The sequence below is a fragment of the Deltaproteobacteria bacterium genome, assembly GCA_011375175.1.
Taxonomy (GTDB): domain Bacteria; phylum Desulfobacterota; class GWC2-55-46; order GWC2-55-46; family DRME01; genus DRME01.
Window position 1 is genome coordinate 24,526 of the sequence record DRME01000121.1, and the last position, 15,072, is coordinate 39,597.

The following is a 15,072-nucleotide window of genomic DNA, read 5'->3' on the forward strand; positions in this document are numbered from 1 at the left end:
CGTCTTTTGCTATGATGAAACCCATAGCGTAACCTTGCGGAAACGGCATGTCTACCGAACTTGCGAGCCACACAAACATACTAATTGAACTCAATAAAGCTGTCAAGACACTTCATTTCTACCCCAAGGGGCACCCCAACCTCTCGGCCATCCTCTCCAACTGCTTCACCACTCTGAAGGAGGCCGCGTCCGCCGGGGGCGGGATGAAATGGAGGGTCGACCAGAAGCGCTTCTACGTGGACGGCCGGCCCGTCGAGGCGGCCCAGGCCAGGCTCGAGCCCCTGGCGCGCCAGTTCTTTCTCAGACGCATCCGCGAGATCACCTACCTGCCCGGACTCACCGAAAAGGACCTCTCCATACTCCTCTCCATACTCACCACCGACGCCGAGGCCGTGGAAGACAAAGGCGGCGTTGAGCGTATGCTGGCCGAGATGGGGGCAAGGGGCATACTCTTGAACGAGATGCGCTACGAAGACCTCGAACGCCTCGGGGAAGAAGGGGGGGACGAGGGGGGCGGAGAAGAGGGCGACGACGCCGACAGGGTCGTGGACGGGGCCGCCGAAAAGGCGCAGCCCCCGCAGGCCGAAGAGCCGGACGGGGAGGCGGGCGGGGAGGCGGCCACGGAGGCGGACGGCGAGAGCGGCGAGTCCGTGGAAGGGCTTCTGGAGAGGCTGGCCGCGGAAGAGGACCTCCATGCCTACACGGAGATCACGGTGAAACTCAAGGAGAGAACACTGCCCCTTCTCGCCGCAGGCGGACTCGACGAGGCCATGGCCGTGCTCTCGGCGCTCGCCGCCGAGAGCCTGCCGGGCTCTTCAAAGCCCGTGGAGTTCAAGGGCGCGGCTTCCCTCGCGCTCGGCGAACTCCTGACGGTCGAGACCGTGGCGGAGCTCGTCGGGCGCCTTGCAACGACCGACGAAGCCGAAATCTCCGCCGTCGGCGACATACTCAGGGCCGGCGACAACCGCACGGTCAACGAACTCTTGGTGGCCATGACTTCGGCCCGGGACCTCCATGTGAGACGCCACGTATACAACATCCTCCTCTCCATGGGCGAGCGCATACGGGGCGAGCTCGAAGAGAGGCTCAACGCCGACGACCCCCTGGTCGTGCGCCAGGTGGTCTCGCTGCTCGGCGACATGGCGCTTCCCCATTCGCTCGACTCCCTAACGGCCGCCTACGGCCACCGGGACGTGAAGGTCAGGAAAGAGGTCCTCAAGGCCGTTGCGCGCATCCCCTCGCCCCGGTCCGTGGAGCTTCTTCTCGGCGCGCTCCACGAGGGCGATGACGAGCTTGCGCTCCAGGCCGTCATCTCCCTCGGCGCGCTGCGCGAGAGCTCGGCCGTCGATGCGCTCGGAGAGATCGCCCTGAGGAAGGACTCCTTCTCCGACAACCCCGCCCTGAGGAAGGAGGCCGTCAAGGCCCTCGGCGCCATCGGCGACCGCTCGGCCGTGCCCTACCTTGCAAGGCTACTCGAAAAAAGACGCTTTCTCTTCGGCAGGAAGACCAACGAGGAGCTGAAGGTGGCCGCCGTCCTCGCCCTTGGAAGGATAGGCGGGGACGAGGCGGCCGAGGTCGTGAGGGCGGCGGCCGGGGACGCCGAGGGGGAACTGTACAGGACCTGCAGGAAGGTCCTCGAAGGGATGGACCGATGACGGAGCGCGGAATAAGAGAGTCGGTCCTGAGAAGCCTCAACGCGGCGCTCATAAGCCGCAAGCTATACCCCCCGGGACACCCTTCCACCACGGCCCCGGCCGTCAAGGCCCACGACCAGCTCAAGGCGCTGCTCGAAAGCTCCGGCACCGTGACAGTCGGCTTCGTCGACGACACGCTCGTCTTCGACGACACGCCCATGGTCGACGCCGAGCAGTCCTTCCCGGACCTCGTCGGGCTGCTGAGGGAGCGGCGCATCGCGACGATCCGTTTCAAGAAGGGTCTGGAAGCGGCCGAGCTCCGGGGCTTCGTCGAGAAGGTCACCGCCGCGCAGGCGCCGGAGGGGGAGGAACTCGCCCACGCCCTCCGCGCAGCGGGGATCGCGCACGTAGAGGTCAAGGGCGAAGAGGAGACGGGCAGCCTGCTCAGGGTCTACAACGAAGCCATCGAGCTCGTCAGGGACGTGATGGCCCAGGTGCGGCTTGGCCGCATCCCGGAATCGGCCCCCGTAAAGGCCCTGGCCGACGAGATGGCGCGGGCCGTCTTCTCCGACCACAGCGCCATGCTCGGCCTGGCCATGATAAAGAACTACGACGATTACCTCTACAACCACTCGGTAAACGTCTCAATCGTGGCCCTCTCCCTCGCCAACTACATGGACCTGGCCGACGACGAGGTCCACATGGTCGGCGTGGGCTCCCTGCTCCACGACATAGGCAAGACCGGCGTGGCCGAGGAGATCATAAAGAAGGCCGGCAACCTGAGCAGCGAGGAGTGGGAACTCGTAAAACAGCATCCCGTTCTGGGCTCGCGCATAACCGAACAGATGGAGAACGTGGACGAGACGGTGGCGAGGATAATCTACGAGCACCACATAAACCACGACCGCTCCGGCTACCCGGCGGCCCGCGGGACCGTGCACCCGCTGAGCATGTTCGCCTCCATCGCCGACGTCTACGACGCCCTCACCACGCTTCGCGTCTACCAGCGGCCATACACGCCCCACGAGGCCGTGAAGATAATGAAGGGCCTGGCGGGCAGGAAGTTCGAACCCGCCAAGCTGCGCGCCTTCCTCGACCTCATCGGCATATATCCGGTGGGCACCATGGTGAGGATATCGACGGGAGAGGTGGCCGTGGTCACGGCCGTAAGCCACCTGGCGAGCGAGGCGCCGTCGGTGAAGGTCATCTACGACAGGGAGGGAAAAGAGCTGGAGAGGCCGGCGCAGATGGAGCTGCGTCCGCGAAACGAGGGCGGGCCCTACGTGGTCTGCGCCGTCGAACCCATCTCGCGCAACATCGACATAGGCGCCTTCTTCGAGAAGGAAAGCGGCGAAGACGACGCGGGAGAGCCACGCTGAGCCGCCGAGGGGACCCTGGGGGAAACTTTCTGTAGAAAGTTTCCCCCAGACCCCCTTCAAAGACTTTCAATGCGAGTTGGTTTCCCCCTGTTTTGCCAGGCAAAACAGGGGGAAACCAACTCGCATTAAAAGTTTTTGGAGGGAGTCTGAGGGAACCTTTTTACAAAAAGGTTCCCTCAGTATAATTAATCAGGGTTTCCTAATATTATCGGGCGGTCGGTGAGAAACTTTACACCAGGCGTTTGGTCTCTCAACAGGCGGCGGCGTGGGCGTAGAGGCGGGAGGTGCGTCGGCTGGTGTGACGGGAGGCGGTCTTTGTGAAGTGTCGATGGGCGGTCGGGCCCGGCGCAAGGGGGGAGTCCGTAGATGGGGGTCCCGGGCTACATCGGCGGGAGGGCGGCGGCGTCTCTGCTCCGGCGCCGCCGCCCTCGTCTCACCTATTCTTCCTTGCGCTCCAGAGCCAGGCCACCTCGACACCGAGGACCACCAGCGCGATGATGGCCGGCCAGAGGTAGAGTTCGGCCCCCACCGTGGGCTTGAGGAGGAGCCAGTACCAGGTGGTCATGACGTGTTTGGAGCCCTCTTCCTGGTTGGAGCCGTCCCATGCGGCGAAGGCGATGGGGATGTACTTGCCCGGCGTGAACTGAAGATCTTTCTCCTTGTCGTCGGTCTGTAGCGGCCGTTTCATCACGACCCGCCACGTGCCCTTGTCGTAGGCGCTCTTGAAGGTGAGGCCCGCCTCTGCGGGGTCGCGTTCCTCGAGGTTGTCTATGCCCGTTCCGTTGAGGAGCTTCAGCGTCGGAGACTCTCCCTCGCCGGCGGCGCTCTGCCAGAACCAGATGTTGACCGGGTTGGAAGGGTCTCCCATGCCGAAGTAGGGCTTCTCGCTGCTCTTTACGGTGACGGGGAACTGCACGGCCACGCCGTCGACGAAGACGTCGCCGTCGGCTATCTCAATGGCCTTGGCGTCGCCGGGCAGGCTCCTGGTCCTGTCGTCCCACTCGATGAGCAGCGCAATCTCCTTCTCGTTGAAGAGCGCCTTGGCCGAGATGGAGTTGAGCGACGGCGTGAAGTGTCTCTCCTCGGCGATTATCTGGGGGACCATGTAGAAGCTCACGTACTGGGCCTGGTCCCATGCCGGGTCGTTGGGGTCATCGGGCAGGGGCCCCTCTACGAGCGTGCCCTGGATGACCGTGTTGTCGCCGGGCTTCTTGTAGGGGGCGTCGAGCGAGGCCACATAGTTGGCCACGTGCCAGCGGTCCTCCTCGGAGAGCTTCTTGGTGCTCGCCGGGTCGGCGAAGCTTGGCATCTGGGTGCCGGGGATGCCTACGGTCACGCGGTAGAATATGTCCTTGGGGTCGTTGCTGACCCTGAAGGACCAGCCCTTGGTGAGGTTTCGGGGCCAGGTGCGGAAACCGAGGTCGTCCTTGAGTTTCTTGGTGGCGTCGCCGCGGCCGGCCTCGCCGTGGCACTCGGCGCAGAGGTCCTTGAATATCTTCTCTCCCTTTGCTATGGACTCCGGCGAGCTCGGTATCTGGCCGCTCACGTCGACCGGCGGCTTCTCCGGGTCCTCGAACTCGGCGAAGGTCTTGATATAGGCGATGACGTCCCATATCTCCTGGTCGGTGAGCATGTCGCCCCAGCCGGGCATGGAGGAGTCGTTCATGCCCGTCCAGCCGACGATATGGTTCTTTGCCATCTCGCCCTTGACCATGTTGTAGAAGTCCTGGTCGCTGGGGACCATCTCGTCGAAGGGCGTGGTCTTGAACTTGTAGAGGCCGAAGGTGAAGTCCCGCGGCGGGGGGTTGAGCGTCTCGGCCGCCGGACCGTCGCCCATGCCTTCCTCGCCGTGGCACCACCAGCAACGCTTGTCGTATATCTCCTTGCCCCTGTTTACGTCGCCCTTGGCCGCCAGAGCCAGCCCGGGAAGCACCGTCAGTATAAAGGCGAGTATGATGACTCTATTCTTCATAGGCCCGTAACCATCCTTAAGAATTTTTTAAAGTTCCTTGCTGGAGGCCGTCACTCCCAGGCCCTCGGCACGTTGCCGGTGTAGTCGTATATGAAAAGAATGGCCTTCCATATCTCTTCCTCGCTGAGGAAGTCCTGCCATATGGGCATGGAAGACATCCAGGGGGTCGACTCCTTGGGCAGCCCGGGACCTCCGGTGGCTATCCTCCAGAAGACGAAGGACTCCTGGAGCTGGGCTATGGTGTCCTTGCCCTGGAAGGGGAGCGGCAGGGGATTGAAGCCCTGTGCGTAGTGGCCCTTGCCGCCGAGCTTGTCGCCGTGGCAGAAGTAGCAGTTCTTGAAGTAGATCTCGCCGCCCTCGCGCACGAGCTCCTTGAAGCGCTCGGGGTCTTCCTTCTCGACCTTGCGCAGCGGGTTCTCGAGCTTGGCGAGGTTGTAGGACTTGCCGTAGGCCTTCATCGACGACGGCGGCGCCGGATGGGTGGAGCGCAGCTCCACCGGCGCCTGGTAGGTGGGCTTGACCTGGTTGTAGGTGATGTAGGCGGCCACGAGCGGCACTATGATGAAGACCACGTTGCGAATGAGCCACTTGTCGGGGTCCTCGACGAGCGCCTTTATGGGGCCGAAGAGCTCGCGGGTGCTCTCCTCGGTGGCCGTCATGGCCAGGAGGATGGTGATCACCGCGAAGAACATGTACATGAGTATGAGGCTCGACGGGATGGGTTTGCCCATCAGGTAGTAAGGCGCCTGGAAGATCCCGTATGCGATCAGGACGTATATTACGAACTGGAGCAGTTTCGGTATTTTCATATGGGACCTCTCTCTACTTTGATTGCGCCAGGAGCTGCACGACGAGTTCGAGCTCTCCTGCCGTCATCTGATCCTTGTAGGTGTCGGGCATCATGCCCGCAGGGTAGCCTTCGGCCACATCGGCGTTGGGGTCGATGATGGCCCGCCTGATGTAGGACTCGTCCCTCTCGGCGCCTATGGAGCTGAGGTCGGGTCCTATCTCCCCGCCCTTGCCCCCTATCTTGTGGCAGGCGTTGCAGCCGTACTTGGCCACGGCCTCCTCGCCGGTGGCGGCCGGCGCCGCAGCGGCCTCTTCCTCGCCGCCGCCTTCTTCGGGTGTCCCCTCCGGTATCTTGACGGTCACCTCCTGGCCCGCCATGTCCTGGAGGTAGGCTATGACGGCCCGCAGCTCGGCCTCGTTGAGCCCGATGGCCCCGGTGGAGACGTCGGGCATGGGGCTCTCCGTGTCGTTGGTGCCGGTGACGCCGAAGCCGGCCACCACGTAGGCCGAGGGGTTGACCATGGATTCGTAGATGTACTCTTCGGCGTTGGTGGCCTCGCCCTTGTAGCGCTCGTCGGCGAGCCTCTCGGCCGCCACCACCGCCACCTGATCCAGGAGCGGGGCCCTCCCGCCCACGGGGTTGTGGCAGAGCTCGCAGGTGCCCTTGCCGTGGTATACCTTCTCGCCCAGGGCTATGAACTGGTCCATGGTCATGGCCCCGAGGTCGAGGACCTCCTCCTTGGGCGGCGGCGCGGGGTTTATGGGCGGAATGTACTTGTCGGCGAATATCGTGTAAAACCAGATTACGACGACACTGAAGATTATTACCTGAAGGAAGTTCTTCATCAACGCCCCCTACTGCTCGGCCTGCTTAGTGGCGCTAAGCTGGCTCAGCCAGAATATGAATATGACTATGGCCATGAATATTATGGTGCTCACCGAGACGACCTTGGCCGCGTAGCCGATGGTGGGAGTGAAGGCGTCGGGCGAGTTGTCCCTCATGACCGTGTAGACGTGCCAGTGCTGCCTTATGCCCGAGCGGACAAAGCCCATAAGCCCCATGAGCCAGGTGAAGGAGACGGCCAGCAGAAAGAGCGCGTACTGGCTGCGGGCCGGCATCTTGCCCCAGCGCAGCGGCCCCACTTCCTTGGCGCCCTTGTACATGAGGACGTCGATGACCATGACCGATATGATCACCACCAGGGTCGAGAGGACCTGCGGCACGCTGGAGGCGACCTTGTAGACCGTGTTCGTGAAGTAGCCGTAGTAGACGCCGAGCATCATGATGTTGATGATGGCGGCCGTGAAGATGCCTATCTGCAGGCCGTTTCCAAAGGGGGCCCAGCCCACGGTGGGCACCTTGTTGGTCCTGCGGTAGAGGAGGAAGCTCAGGAAGGTGAAGAGTATCATGACGTTGACGGCCGTGTTCTTGGCGGGCATGATGCCGAGGGGGCCGAGGAAGGGATGGTACTGGCCTCCCAGGGCCTTGAGCTCCCAGGGCTTGAGAATGAGCGTGTGGGGGGTGAACCAGACGAGGAAGCAGACGACGATGGTGAAGGCGATGTACTTTATGAACTTCGTGTAGCGGTAGGCGCCCTCGCTCCTCTCCATGCCGCACCAGAGGTAGTAGTTGGCCGACAGGAAGAGCGCGCCGATGAGCACGGCCTGGATGATGAAGAGCCAGGCGAAGACACCTCCCATGAGCGTTATGCCCATCTGCTGGCTGTATGCGTAAATCTCGGCCGTGAGCCAGTAGCCGGCGAAGGGCAGCGGCAGGAGCGCCGCGATGGCTATGAAGTTCGCCGTGTAGCCCATCCAGTCGTAGTGGGCCCTCTGCTCCTCGGTGCGGGCCGCGAGGAACTTGTAGGCCGCGTAAGCGCCCACTATGGAGCCGCCGTAGGCCACGTTGGCCACCACGCGATGGAGGTTTATGGGGTTCCAGAGGTGGTTGTGTATGGCGTGCCAGACGTTGCCCTCGAAGGTCCCGTCGGCGGCCACGCCGTGGGGGCTCATCATGAAGGTGACCCAGGCGTTGGCGAAGAACATGAGCATGGTGCCCACGGCGTTGAGCAGAAGTCCGATGGTCAGGTGGACCCACTTGCGGAAGCCGTACTTCAAGGCGTGCCAGCCGTAATAGTATATGTAGAGACAGGCGCTCTCGCCGAAGAAGAGGAAGGCGTAGGCCAGCATGGTGGAGCCGAAGATATCGGTCATGTACCCCATGAACTGGGGATAGAAGACGAAGAGGGTGAATGCGAGAAGCCCTCCGAGGATGGCCGTCACCGAGTAGGCCGTAAGGCTCACCTTGATGAACTCGTAGGCCATCTTGTCGTACCGCTCGTCCTTGGTGGCCATGCCTATGGCCTCAATGATGAAGACGAAGATGGGGACGGCGAGCACGAAGGCGGCGAACCACAGATGAAGCTGCGCCACCACCCAGGCGAGCACCCTGCCGTTTATGCCCTTTATCTGGGGATAGTCCTCGGGCTTGAGTTTGGGCGCGGGGCCGTAGACCCGTTCCACCGGCTCGGCCGGATGAGCGGCCTCCACACCGGCGTCGCCGCCGCCGCCACCGCCGGCCCAGGCGTATCCGGAAGCCGAGTCCGGCGTCGGCGCGGACGGCATCATCGCCGGCGCGACAAGGCAGGCGAGCAGGACGAAGAGGGCCGTGAGGGCGAGCTTCTTCTTCGCGAGTTTTGCTGTGAAGGGCAGATTCATACAAACACTCCTTGTATTGATAAATGACATCTGCTGCCGTCTCCGGACGCGTCCGGCCTGCGGGCCGCCCGAGCGCAGGCGCCGCCCGAGCACGCCTTCACCCGTGATAGATGAAGGTGAGCCCCTGGGCGTTGAAGAGCGCCACGTTGAGAAGCAGGAAAGCCACCAGCGAAGCCCCGAGGCCGATGAGAAATCCGATAATGGTCTTCATTCGTCTCTCCCTGGAATGTTCTTTGTTTAGTGGTGTCCGAGAAACCAGTAAAACAGGTAGATGACCGCGACGAGGACCGTCACGAACAGGATCGGACCGGCTTTACCCGAGCTGTTTTCAGCCATCGGCTCTCCCCCTTTGCAGGACCGGGCCGCTCGGCCCGGCTATGGTTGGAATGGAGCTAAAGCTTGCTATTGACAAGAGCATGCCGATGGATTAGCTTATTGGCATGCTTAAAAACTGGAAACCGGGACCGGTGGACGTCGTGATTATTGTCGGGGCGGTGGTGAACCTGATAGTGATAGCACTGATCGTGGTGTACCATTTCACGAGGTGAGGCGCATATCCGCCACCGATAAAGACGACCCCCTCCTCCGAAAAGCCCCTTTCGTATAACAATCGGACAATCCGATGTCAAGGCTTTTTTTGCGCCGTCGACGAAACGCCGGCCGAACGGTCGGTTTTTTTTCCGAAGGGGGAGAAGTCGAGTCTCAGGGAGTCGGCCACGCCGCGGTGGGTCACGCGCCCGTCGTGGACGTTCACGCCCGAGGCGAGGGCGGGGTTTGCGTTCAGGGCCCCGACGGCTCCCCTGGCGGCGAAGTCGAGGAGGTAGGGGAGTGTTGCGTTGGTGAGGGCGAAGGTCGATGTGCGCGGCACGGCGCCCGGTATGTTGGCCACGCCGTAATGGAGCACGCCCTCCTCTTCGTAGACGGGCTCCGAGTGGGTGGTGGGCCGTATGGTCTCGACACAGCCGCCCTGGTCCACGGCCACGTCGACGACGACGGCCCCCTTTCTCATCTGCGAGACCAGCTCCCTCTTGACGAGCACGGGCGTTCTCGCTCCGGCGCGGTGGACCGCTCCGATGAGAAGGTCGCAGCCCCTGACGGCCCGTTCGATGTTGTAGGCGTTGGAGACGAGGGTTTTGACCCTCGCGCCGAAGACCTCTTCTATGCGGCGGAACTTCTCCACGTCCACGTCGAGGACCGTCACGTCGGCGCCCAGGGCGGCGGCGACCCTCAGGGCGTTCACGCCCACCGTGCCGGCCCCTATGACGGTTATCTCTCCGCGCTCGACGCCGGGCACTCCGCCGAGCAGCACACCGCGCCCGCCCCGGGGCCTGGTGAGGTAGTGGGCCCCTATCTGGACGGCGAGCCTGCCCGCCACCTCGCTCATGGGCTTGAGCACGGGCAGCCCCCGCCCCGGCTCCTCGATGGTCTCGTAGGCCACGGCCGTGACGCCGCGCTCGACGAGCTCCTCCACGAGCCTTCTCTTGGCCGCCAGGTGGAGGAACCCGAAGAGCACCAGGCCCGGACGAAGCATCCCGTACTCCGAAGGCTGGGGCTCCTTGACCTTGCAGACGAGATCGGCCCTGCCGTAGACCTCGGAGGCGTCGCCGGTGAGCTCGGCCCCGGCCCCGGCGTAGAGGTCGTCGGCCAGGGCGCTGCCCTCTCCGGCTCCGCGCTGGACCAGAACCCGCGCACCGGCGTCGACGAGCGCCTTCACGCCCGAGGGCACGACCGCCACGCGGTACTCGTTGTCCATCACCTCTTTGGGCACTCCGATTATCACTGTGTCAACTCCGTTCTCGGTCCGTCGTTCGTTATGTTCGGCGGTCCCTGGGAGGCTCGGCCCGCGCCGGACGGGACTGTTACGCCCTTGCGGCCCGAGCCTCCCAGGGACCGCCCCCACGAAGGCATACGGCGCGGGCAGGGCGTCAAAGGTCTTTGAAGGCGGTCCGGGGGAAAACCTGGGCCTGCGCCGAAGACGGCCCTTTCCCGGGACCCGCGCCTCAGGATACCCGCCGACGCTGTGCCGTGTCAAGGGGATAGAGGCCCCTGAACCAAAAAAAGGCCCCCGTCTTGCGACGGGGGCCTTTGAAGAAGCTGTAAGGGGTTTCCCCCCTTCTTCGGCCGGTGTGATCTCTCACCTGGCCACTACGTTTACAGCCTTGGCGCCCTTCACATCCTGAGTGATGTCGAACTCGACGAGCTGACCTTCGCTCAGGGTCTTGAAGCCTTCGCTCTGGATCGCCGAGTAGTGGACGAAGACGTCGTCGCCGCCGTCCTGCTCGATGAAACCGTAGCCCTTGGACTCGTTGAACCATTTTACCCTACCTGTCGGCATGAGACAAAACCTCCTTTCTGCAAATTGTACGTCGTCGAGGTTTTGTTCAACCAACGGGTACTGGGCCCTGCTGACAAACCTGCTACGAACATACAACAAAAATACATCAGAAACGACAGCGTGTCAACATCTTTTTTTCAGAAGACCCTGATTTATTACCTGGGGGAAACTTTCTAGGGTAATTCATTTTTCCGGCTTTCCCGCGGCGCTCACGAGCCGCCTCCCTCGCGGCTTCCGCCTCCACGCTCAAGGCCGAGCCTGCGCGCCGCCTCACCGGCCGTGAGTCCCCTTACGTAAAGCCGCTTTGTCCGCGACCTGGGTCCCCCGGCAAGCTCCACCTGCGAGCGCCTCACCCCCAGGACCGAGGCGATGAAGTCGACGAGGCGGCGGTTGGCCCCGCCGTCCACGGGCGCCGCGGCGATACGCACCCTCAGCGCGCCGTCGCTGGCGCCGTCGACGCTGTCGCGGCTTGAGCGCGGCCGGACCCGCACCGTTACGACCACGCCGCCGTCGGCGTCCCGGAGCACGGCGGCCATCACTTGCCGGAGAGGAAACGGAGCTCGAACTGGCCGGCGTCGTCCCTTTCGGCCGGCGCTTCCTCGTCGATGAGCCTGCGGTAGTAATCCAGCGTGGAGCGCAGGGCGGCGCAGAGCTCTCTGCGGCGCCTGTCGAGACGCGATATCTCGTCCTGGATCCGCATGGCCCGGTCGTGGGCCCTCGCCGTGAGCTCCTCGGCCTTTCCGCGGGCCTCGGAGACGATGAGGGAGGCCTCCTTGCGGGCCGCCTCCCTCAGGTCGTCGGCCATCTTCTGGGCCGTCGTCACGGCGTCACGGAGCACGGACTCCCGCTTTTCATGCTCGCTCAGTCTGGCGGCCGTGGCGCGCAACTGCTCGTCGAGCTCCGAGATCCTCGCAAAGGCGTCCTCCAGGGCCTCGGCGGCGAACTCGCGCAGCGCCTCGACCTCGTGGACGTCGTAGCCCAGGAGCCTCTTCTTGAGCTGCATCTCCCTTATCTCTATGGGGGTTCTCTTCATGACGACCACCTCCAGCTTCTTGTCGGCGCCGCCGTCAGCGCAGGGTGACGGCGATGTCGTGGAGCGTCCTTACGAGGAAGGACTGGAGAAAAAAGATGGCCAGAAGCACGACGATGGGCGAGATGTCGAGCCCGCCCATGAAGGGCAGCCTGCGGCGCACCTCGTAGAGCACGGGCTCGGTGGCCTGGTAAAGGAACCTGACTATCGGGTTGTAGGGGTCGGGATTGACCCACGAGAGCAGCGCCCTTATGATTATTATCCACATATAGATGGTGAGGCCGTAGGAGAGGACCACGGCCAGCGCCTCGAGCAGATTCGCCAGTACGAACATGAACCGCCTTGCTTCCTTTCTTCACGTTTCGGGGAAGGTCCGCGCCATCTCCCCGGGCCGTATGTGACCTTATCGGAGAACCTATGTCTTTGCCGAGGGTCTCGTAGCCCCGTTTCGCGCGGCCGAAGAGGAGTCACGGCCACCGGCGCTCAGGGCTTCGTCTTCGAGAGCTCTCCGGCCCGCCTTACGGCGGCCTCCACCGCCCGCTTCACCGACGCCCTCACCCCCCCCTCCTCGAGCTTGAAGAGGGCGCTCGCCGTCGTGCCCCCCGGCGATGTCACCATGTGGCGCAGCTCGGCCAGGTCCCGCTCCCCCTCCATGGCGAGCCTTGCCGTGCCGAGCGCGGTCTGGAGCACGAGGGTCCTCGCCTTGTCCCTGCCCAGCCCCACGAGCACGCCGGCGTCGACGAGGGCCTCGAGGAAGAGGAGTATGTAGGCCGGCCCGCTTCCGGCAAGGCCCGTGACGGCGTCGAGAAGCTGCTCGGTCTCGACGACCACCACCTTTCCCACGGCCTCGAAGAGCGCCCTCACAAGCCCCACCTGTCCGCCCGTCACCTTCTCCGAGGCATAGAGCCCTATGGCCCCCTCCATGACCAGCGCCGCCGTGTTGGGCATGGCGCGCACGACGGGCACGTCCGGTCCCACGCGCCTGCTGATGGCGGCCGTCGTAACGCCGGCCGCCGCCGACACTACGAGCTTGCCCTCGCCGAGCCCCGGGGCGGCCTCGGCGAGGGCCGAGTCCACGTCGCCGGGCTTCACGGCGACGATGACCATGTCCGATAGAGAGGCGAGCTCGGCGTTGGTGGCGCAGAGCCCCACGCCGTAGCGCCCGGCCACATCCCTTGCACGCCGCGCCGAGCTGTCGCACACGTACACCTGCGAGGGCTCGACCCTGCCCGAGGCGACAAGCCCCTTGACCAGCGCCTCGCCCATGTTGCCGACGCCGATGAAACCTATCTTCCTGTCCGTGAGCATACCGCCATATATTCTACAACAACGGCGAGCGCAAGTTAAGGAAAGTTTTTCGCCGGCGGAGACTTCCGCGCGCCGGGAGGCCGGGAGTAACGCCGCAGGGGCCGAGCGGCTTCACAGTCGTAAGGGAGAGCCGGTCCGTGAAAGGCCGGGGAGCACGCTCAGGCGCGGCCCCTGGAGGCGCTCCCGCCTTTCGGCGGACGCTCGCCGAATATGGCCGTGCCGATGCGCACTATGGTGGCCCCCTCTTCTATGGCCACCTCGAAGTCGGCCGACATGCCCATGGAGAGGTCCTTGAGCACCACGCCCGGTATCTTTTCCCTGTTTATGCGCTCGGCTATGCGTCGAAGCGTAACGAAGTAAGGTCTCGACATCTCGGGGTCCTCGGGCTGCGGCGGGATGGCCATCAGTCCCCTCAGCCTCAGGTTCTCGAAAGAGGCGATCTCACGGGCGAGCTCCACCGCTTCGGAGGGGTGGACGCCGTGCTTGGACGCCTCGCCGCCGAGATTGACCTCGATGAGCACGTCCATCGGGGCCTTGGCCCGCTTGTTTATCTCCTTTGCAAGGCCCGCGCTGTCCACGCTCTCTATCATGTCGAAGAGCTCCACGGCGAACTTGACCTTGTTTTTCTGGAGATGGCCTATGAGGTGCCAGCGCACCGAAGAGCGCCTTATCTTCGGTATCTTCTCCTGGGCCTCCTGCACGTAGTTCTCGCCGAAGACCCGCGCTCCTGCGGCTATGGCCCTGCGTATCTCCCTCGGCTCGCGCGACTTGGTGGCCACCACGAGCGTTATCTCCCCGGGGTCCCGGCCCGCCCTCTTGGCGGCCTTCTCGATCCGCTCCATAACGGCTGCGAGGTTTTCGCCGACAGTGCCTGCCATCTGCATGCCCCCTGAGCTTGGATTCGCCCGGCTCAAGACGAGAAAACGGCCTTTTTCCACCGGAAAAGACCGTTTTGCCACCAGATACGACATGTCTTGCCCCGGCTCGTGTGACCTTATAGCACATCGGCGGGGGCGATCCAAGGGAAATTTACGGAAATCACCGTGTTAGACGGCGCGGCGGAGGGGACAGGGCCCTGGGGCGGACGGCGCGCCGGGCATGGAAGGCGGCTCTCCCGGCGAAAAGACGCCTGCTCAGCCGCCCCCGCCTCTCTCCCCGTCTTCCATGTGACAGGTGTCGTACTTGCCCACCACCCGCCCCAGGGGGACGCACCACAGCCCGCCCGTCTTGTAGCAGATCTCCTTGGAGGGGTCGAGGAACTCCGAGTGGGGGCACTGCAGACACAGGACTTCCTTTTCCTTCATGACACCATGGACTCACTTTCTCAGCAGATAGAGTATGAGAGTGGCCAGAAGACTTATGACCACCGACGTGGCCAGCGGAAAGTAGAAGGTGAAGTTGTCGCGCTTTATGAGTATGTCGCCCGGCAGCCTTCCGAGAAGGGGTATGCGCGGGGCGAGCACGAGCACCAGGCCGATGACGACGAGCGCCGCACCGACGACTATAAGGGTCCTGCCCAGAGAGCCGAGTTCTTCCATGGCGCGATGACACCTCCCCTCCCGGCCGCGCCGCGCGGTCCGTAAATGGAGGATACACGAAAGGACCGGAATTTTCAAGGGCCCACGCCCCTGCCGGGAAGCTCCGTTCAAGGAAGCTCTGATTGGTTACCCTGGAGGAAACTTTCTGTAGAAGGGCCACAGGCCCGCGTTTCCCCCTGTCCCATCGTATGTTGTTCGGCTCTTCGGCTGTACCGGGGGTTCGGCCCGCGCCAGGCGGGATCCTTTTACGCCTTTGCGGCCCGAACCCCCCGGTACAGCCCCCACGAGGCAGCCGCCGCGGGCAGCCTGGGGGAAACTTTCTGTAGAAAGTTTCCCCCAGACCCCCTTCAAAGACTTTTAATTCCCTGC

General features: G+C 63.7%; 14 protein-coding genes. 2 read left to right on the forward strand and 12 right to left on the reverse strand.

The genetic code is table 11. From position 1 onward, the window contains the following. The first annotated feature begins 47 nt into the window (after nt 1-47). Complete coding sequence (locus ENJ37_09800) at nt 48-1,655, forward strand: HEAT repeat domain-containing protein (protein HHL40788.1); 1,608 nt, start codon at nt 48-50, stop codon at nt 1,653-1,655. After that, nucleotides 1,652-3,013: an HD domain-containing protein gene (locus ENJ37_09805; GenBank protein ID HHL40789.1), complete on the forward strand. Its 1,362-nt coding sequence runs from the start codon at nt 1,652-1,654 to the stop codon at nt 3,011-3,013. The genes ENJ37_09800 and ENJ37_09805 overlap by 4 nt, the downstream gene beginning before the upstream one ends. A 433-nt stretch (nt 3,014-3,446) precedes the next feature. Here ENJ37_09805 and ENJ37_09810 read toward each other — a convergent pair whose 3' ends face one another. The 12 genes from ENJ37_09810 to ENJ37_09865 all read right to left on the reverse strand — a co-directional run bounded on the left by ENJ37_09810 (nt 3,447) and on the right by ENJ37_09865 (nt 14,703). Further along, on the reverse strand, nt 3,447-4,985 hold the full coding sequence (locus ENJ37_09810) for a c-type cytochrome (GenBank protein ID HHL40790.1): 1,539 nt from the start codon (nt 4,983-4,985) through the stop codon (nt 3,447-3,449). A gap of 50 nt (nt 4,986-5,035) precedes the next feature. Continuing rightward, nucleotides 5,036-5,794 (reverse strand): cytochrome c, encoded by a 759-nt coding sequence (locus ENJ37_09815; GenBank protein HHL40791.1) that lies wholly within the window; start codon nt 5,792-5,794, stop codon nt 5,036-5,038. Between the two features lie 13 nt (nt 5,795-5,807). Continuing rightward, on the reverse strand, nt 5,808-6,620 hold the full coding sequence (locus ENJ37_09820) for a c-type cytochrome (protein ID HHL40792.1): 813 nt from the start codon (nt 6,618-6,620) through the stop codon (nt 5,808-5,810). Nucleotides 6,621-6,629: 9 nt separating this feature from the next. After that, complete coding sequence (locus ENJ37_09825; GenBank protein ID HHL40793.1) at nt 6,630-8,522, reverse strand: hypothetical protein; 1,893 nt, start codon at nt 8,520-8,522, stop codon at nt 6,630-6,632. Nucleotides 8,523-9,117: 595 nt separating this feature from the next. Then, complete coding sequence (gene ald / locus ENJ37_09830) at nt 9,118-10,272, reverse strand: alanine dehydrogenase (GenBank protein ID HHL40794.1); 1,155 nt, start codon at nt 10,270-10,272, stop codon at nt 9,118-9,120. 354 nt (nt 10,273-10,626) lie between these two features. Continuing rightward, nucleotides 10,627-10,827, reverse strand: coding sequence for a cold-shock protein (locus ENJ37_09835; protein HHL40795.1), 201 nt, complete (start codon nt 10,825-10,827; stop codon nt 10,627-10,629). Between the two features lie 209 nt (nt 10,828-11,036). After that, entirely contained in the window at nt 11,037-11,363 is a 327-nt protein-coding gene (locus ENJ37_09840) for a DUF167 domain-containing protein (GenBank protein ID HHL40796.1), read from the reverse strand. Then, on the reverse strand, nt 11,363-11,860 hold the full coding sequence (locus tag ENJ37_09845) for a DivIVA domain-containing protein (GenBank protein ID HHL40797.1): 498 nt from the start codon (nt 11,858-11,860) through the stop codon (nt 11,363-11,365). Before ENJ37_09845 ends, ENJ37_09840 begins: the two co-directional genes overlap by 1 nt. Nucleotides 11,861-11,894: 34 nt before the next feature. Then, a complete protein-coding gene (locus tag ENJ37_09850) occupies nt 11,895-12,191 on the reverse strand; it encodes a YggT family protein (protein ID HHL40798.1) in 297 nt (98 codons plus the stop codon). Between the two features lie 149 nt (nt 12,192-12,340). Beyond that, on the reverse strand, nt 12,341-13,165 hold the full coding sequence (gene proC / locus ENJ37_09855; protein ID HHL40799.1) for a pyrroline-5-carboxylate reductase: 825 nt from the start codon (nt 13,163-13,165) through the stop codon (nt 12,341-12,343). A 158-nt stretch (nt 13,166-13,323) separates the two neighbouring features. Next, nucleotides 13,324-14,043, reverse strand: a complete 720-nt coding sequence (locus ENJ37_09860) for a YggS family pyridoxal phosphate-dependent enzyme (GenBank protein ID HHL40800.1) — start codon at nt 14,041-14,043, stop codon at nt 13,324-13,326. Nucleotides 14,044-14,481: 438 nt separating this feature from the next. Then, nucleotides 14,482-14,703, reverse strand: coding sequence for a DUF2905 domain-containing protein (locus tag ENJ37_09865; protein HHL40801.1), 222 nt, complete (start codon nt 14,701-14,703; stop codon nt 14,482-14,484). Nucleotides 14,704-15,072 lie beyond the last annotated feature (369 nt).

Coding starts and splice junctions, on each gene's coding strand:
- ENJ37_09860 (HHL40800.1), bottom strand. CDS start 14,043: ATGGCAGGCACTGTCGGCGAAAACCTCGCAGCCGTTATGGAGCGGATC.
- ENJ37_09815 (HHL40791.1), bottom strand. CDS start 5,794: ATGAAAATACCGAAACTGCTCCAGTTCGTAATATACGTCCTGATCGCA.
- ENJ37_09820 (HHL40792.1), bottom strand. CDS start 6,620: ATGAAGAACTTCCTTCAGGTAATAATCTTCAGTGTCGTCGTAATCTGG.
- ENJ37_09805 (HHL40789.1), top strand. CDS start 1,652: ATGACGGAGCGCGGAATAAGAGAGTCGGTCCTGAGAAGCCTCAACGCG.
- proC (HHL40799.1), bottom strand. CDS start 13,165: ATGCTCACGGACAGGAAGATAGGTTTCATCGGCGTCGGCAACATGGGC.
- ENJ37_09825 (HHL40793.1), bottom strand. CDS start 8,522: ATGTCATTTATCAATACAAGGAGTGTTTGTATGAATCTGCCCTTCACA.
- ENJ37_09810 (HHL40790.1), bottom strand. CDS start 4,985: ATGAAGAATAGAGTCATCATACTCGCCTTTATACTGACGGTGCTTCCC.
- ENJ37_09865 (HHL40801.1), bottom strand. CDS start 14,703: ATGGAAGAACTCGGCTCTCTGGGCAGGACCCTTATAGTCGTCGGTGCG.
- ENJ37_09840 (HHL40796.1), bottom strand. CDS start 11,363: ATGGCCGCCGTGCTCCGGGACGCCGACGGCGGCGTGGTCGTAACGGTG.
- ENJ37_09845 (HHL40797.1), bottom strand. CDS start 11,860: ATGAAGAGAACCCCCATAGAGATAAGGGAGATGCAGCTCAAGAAGAGG.
- ENJ37_09850 (HHL40798.1), bottom strand. CDS start 12,191: ATGTTCGTACTGGCGAATCTGCTCGAGGCGCTGGCCGTGGTCCTCTCC.
- ENJ37_09835 (HHL40795.1), bottom strand. CDS start 10,827: ATGCCGACAGGTAGGGTAAAATGGTTCAACGAGTCCAAGGGCTACGGT.
- ENJ37_09800 (HHL40788.1), top strand. CDS start 48: ATGTCTACCGAACTTGCGAGCCACACAAACATACTAATTGAACTCAAT.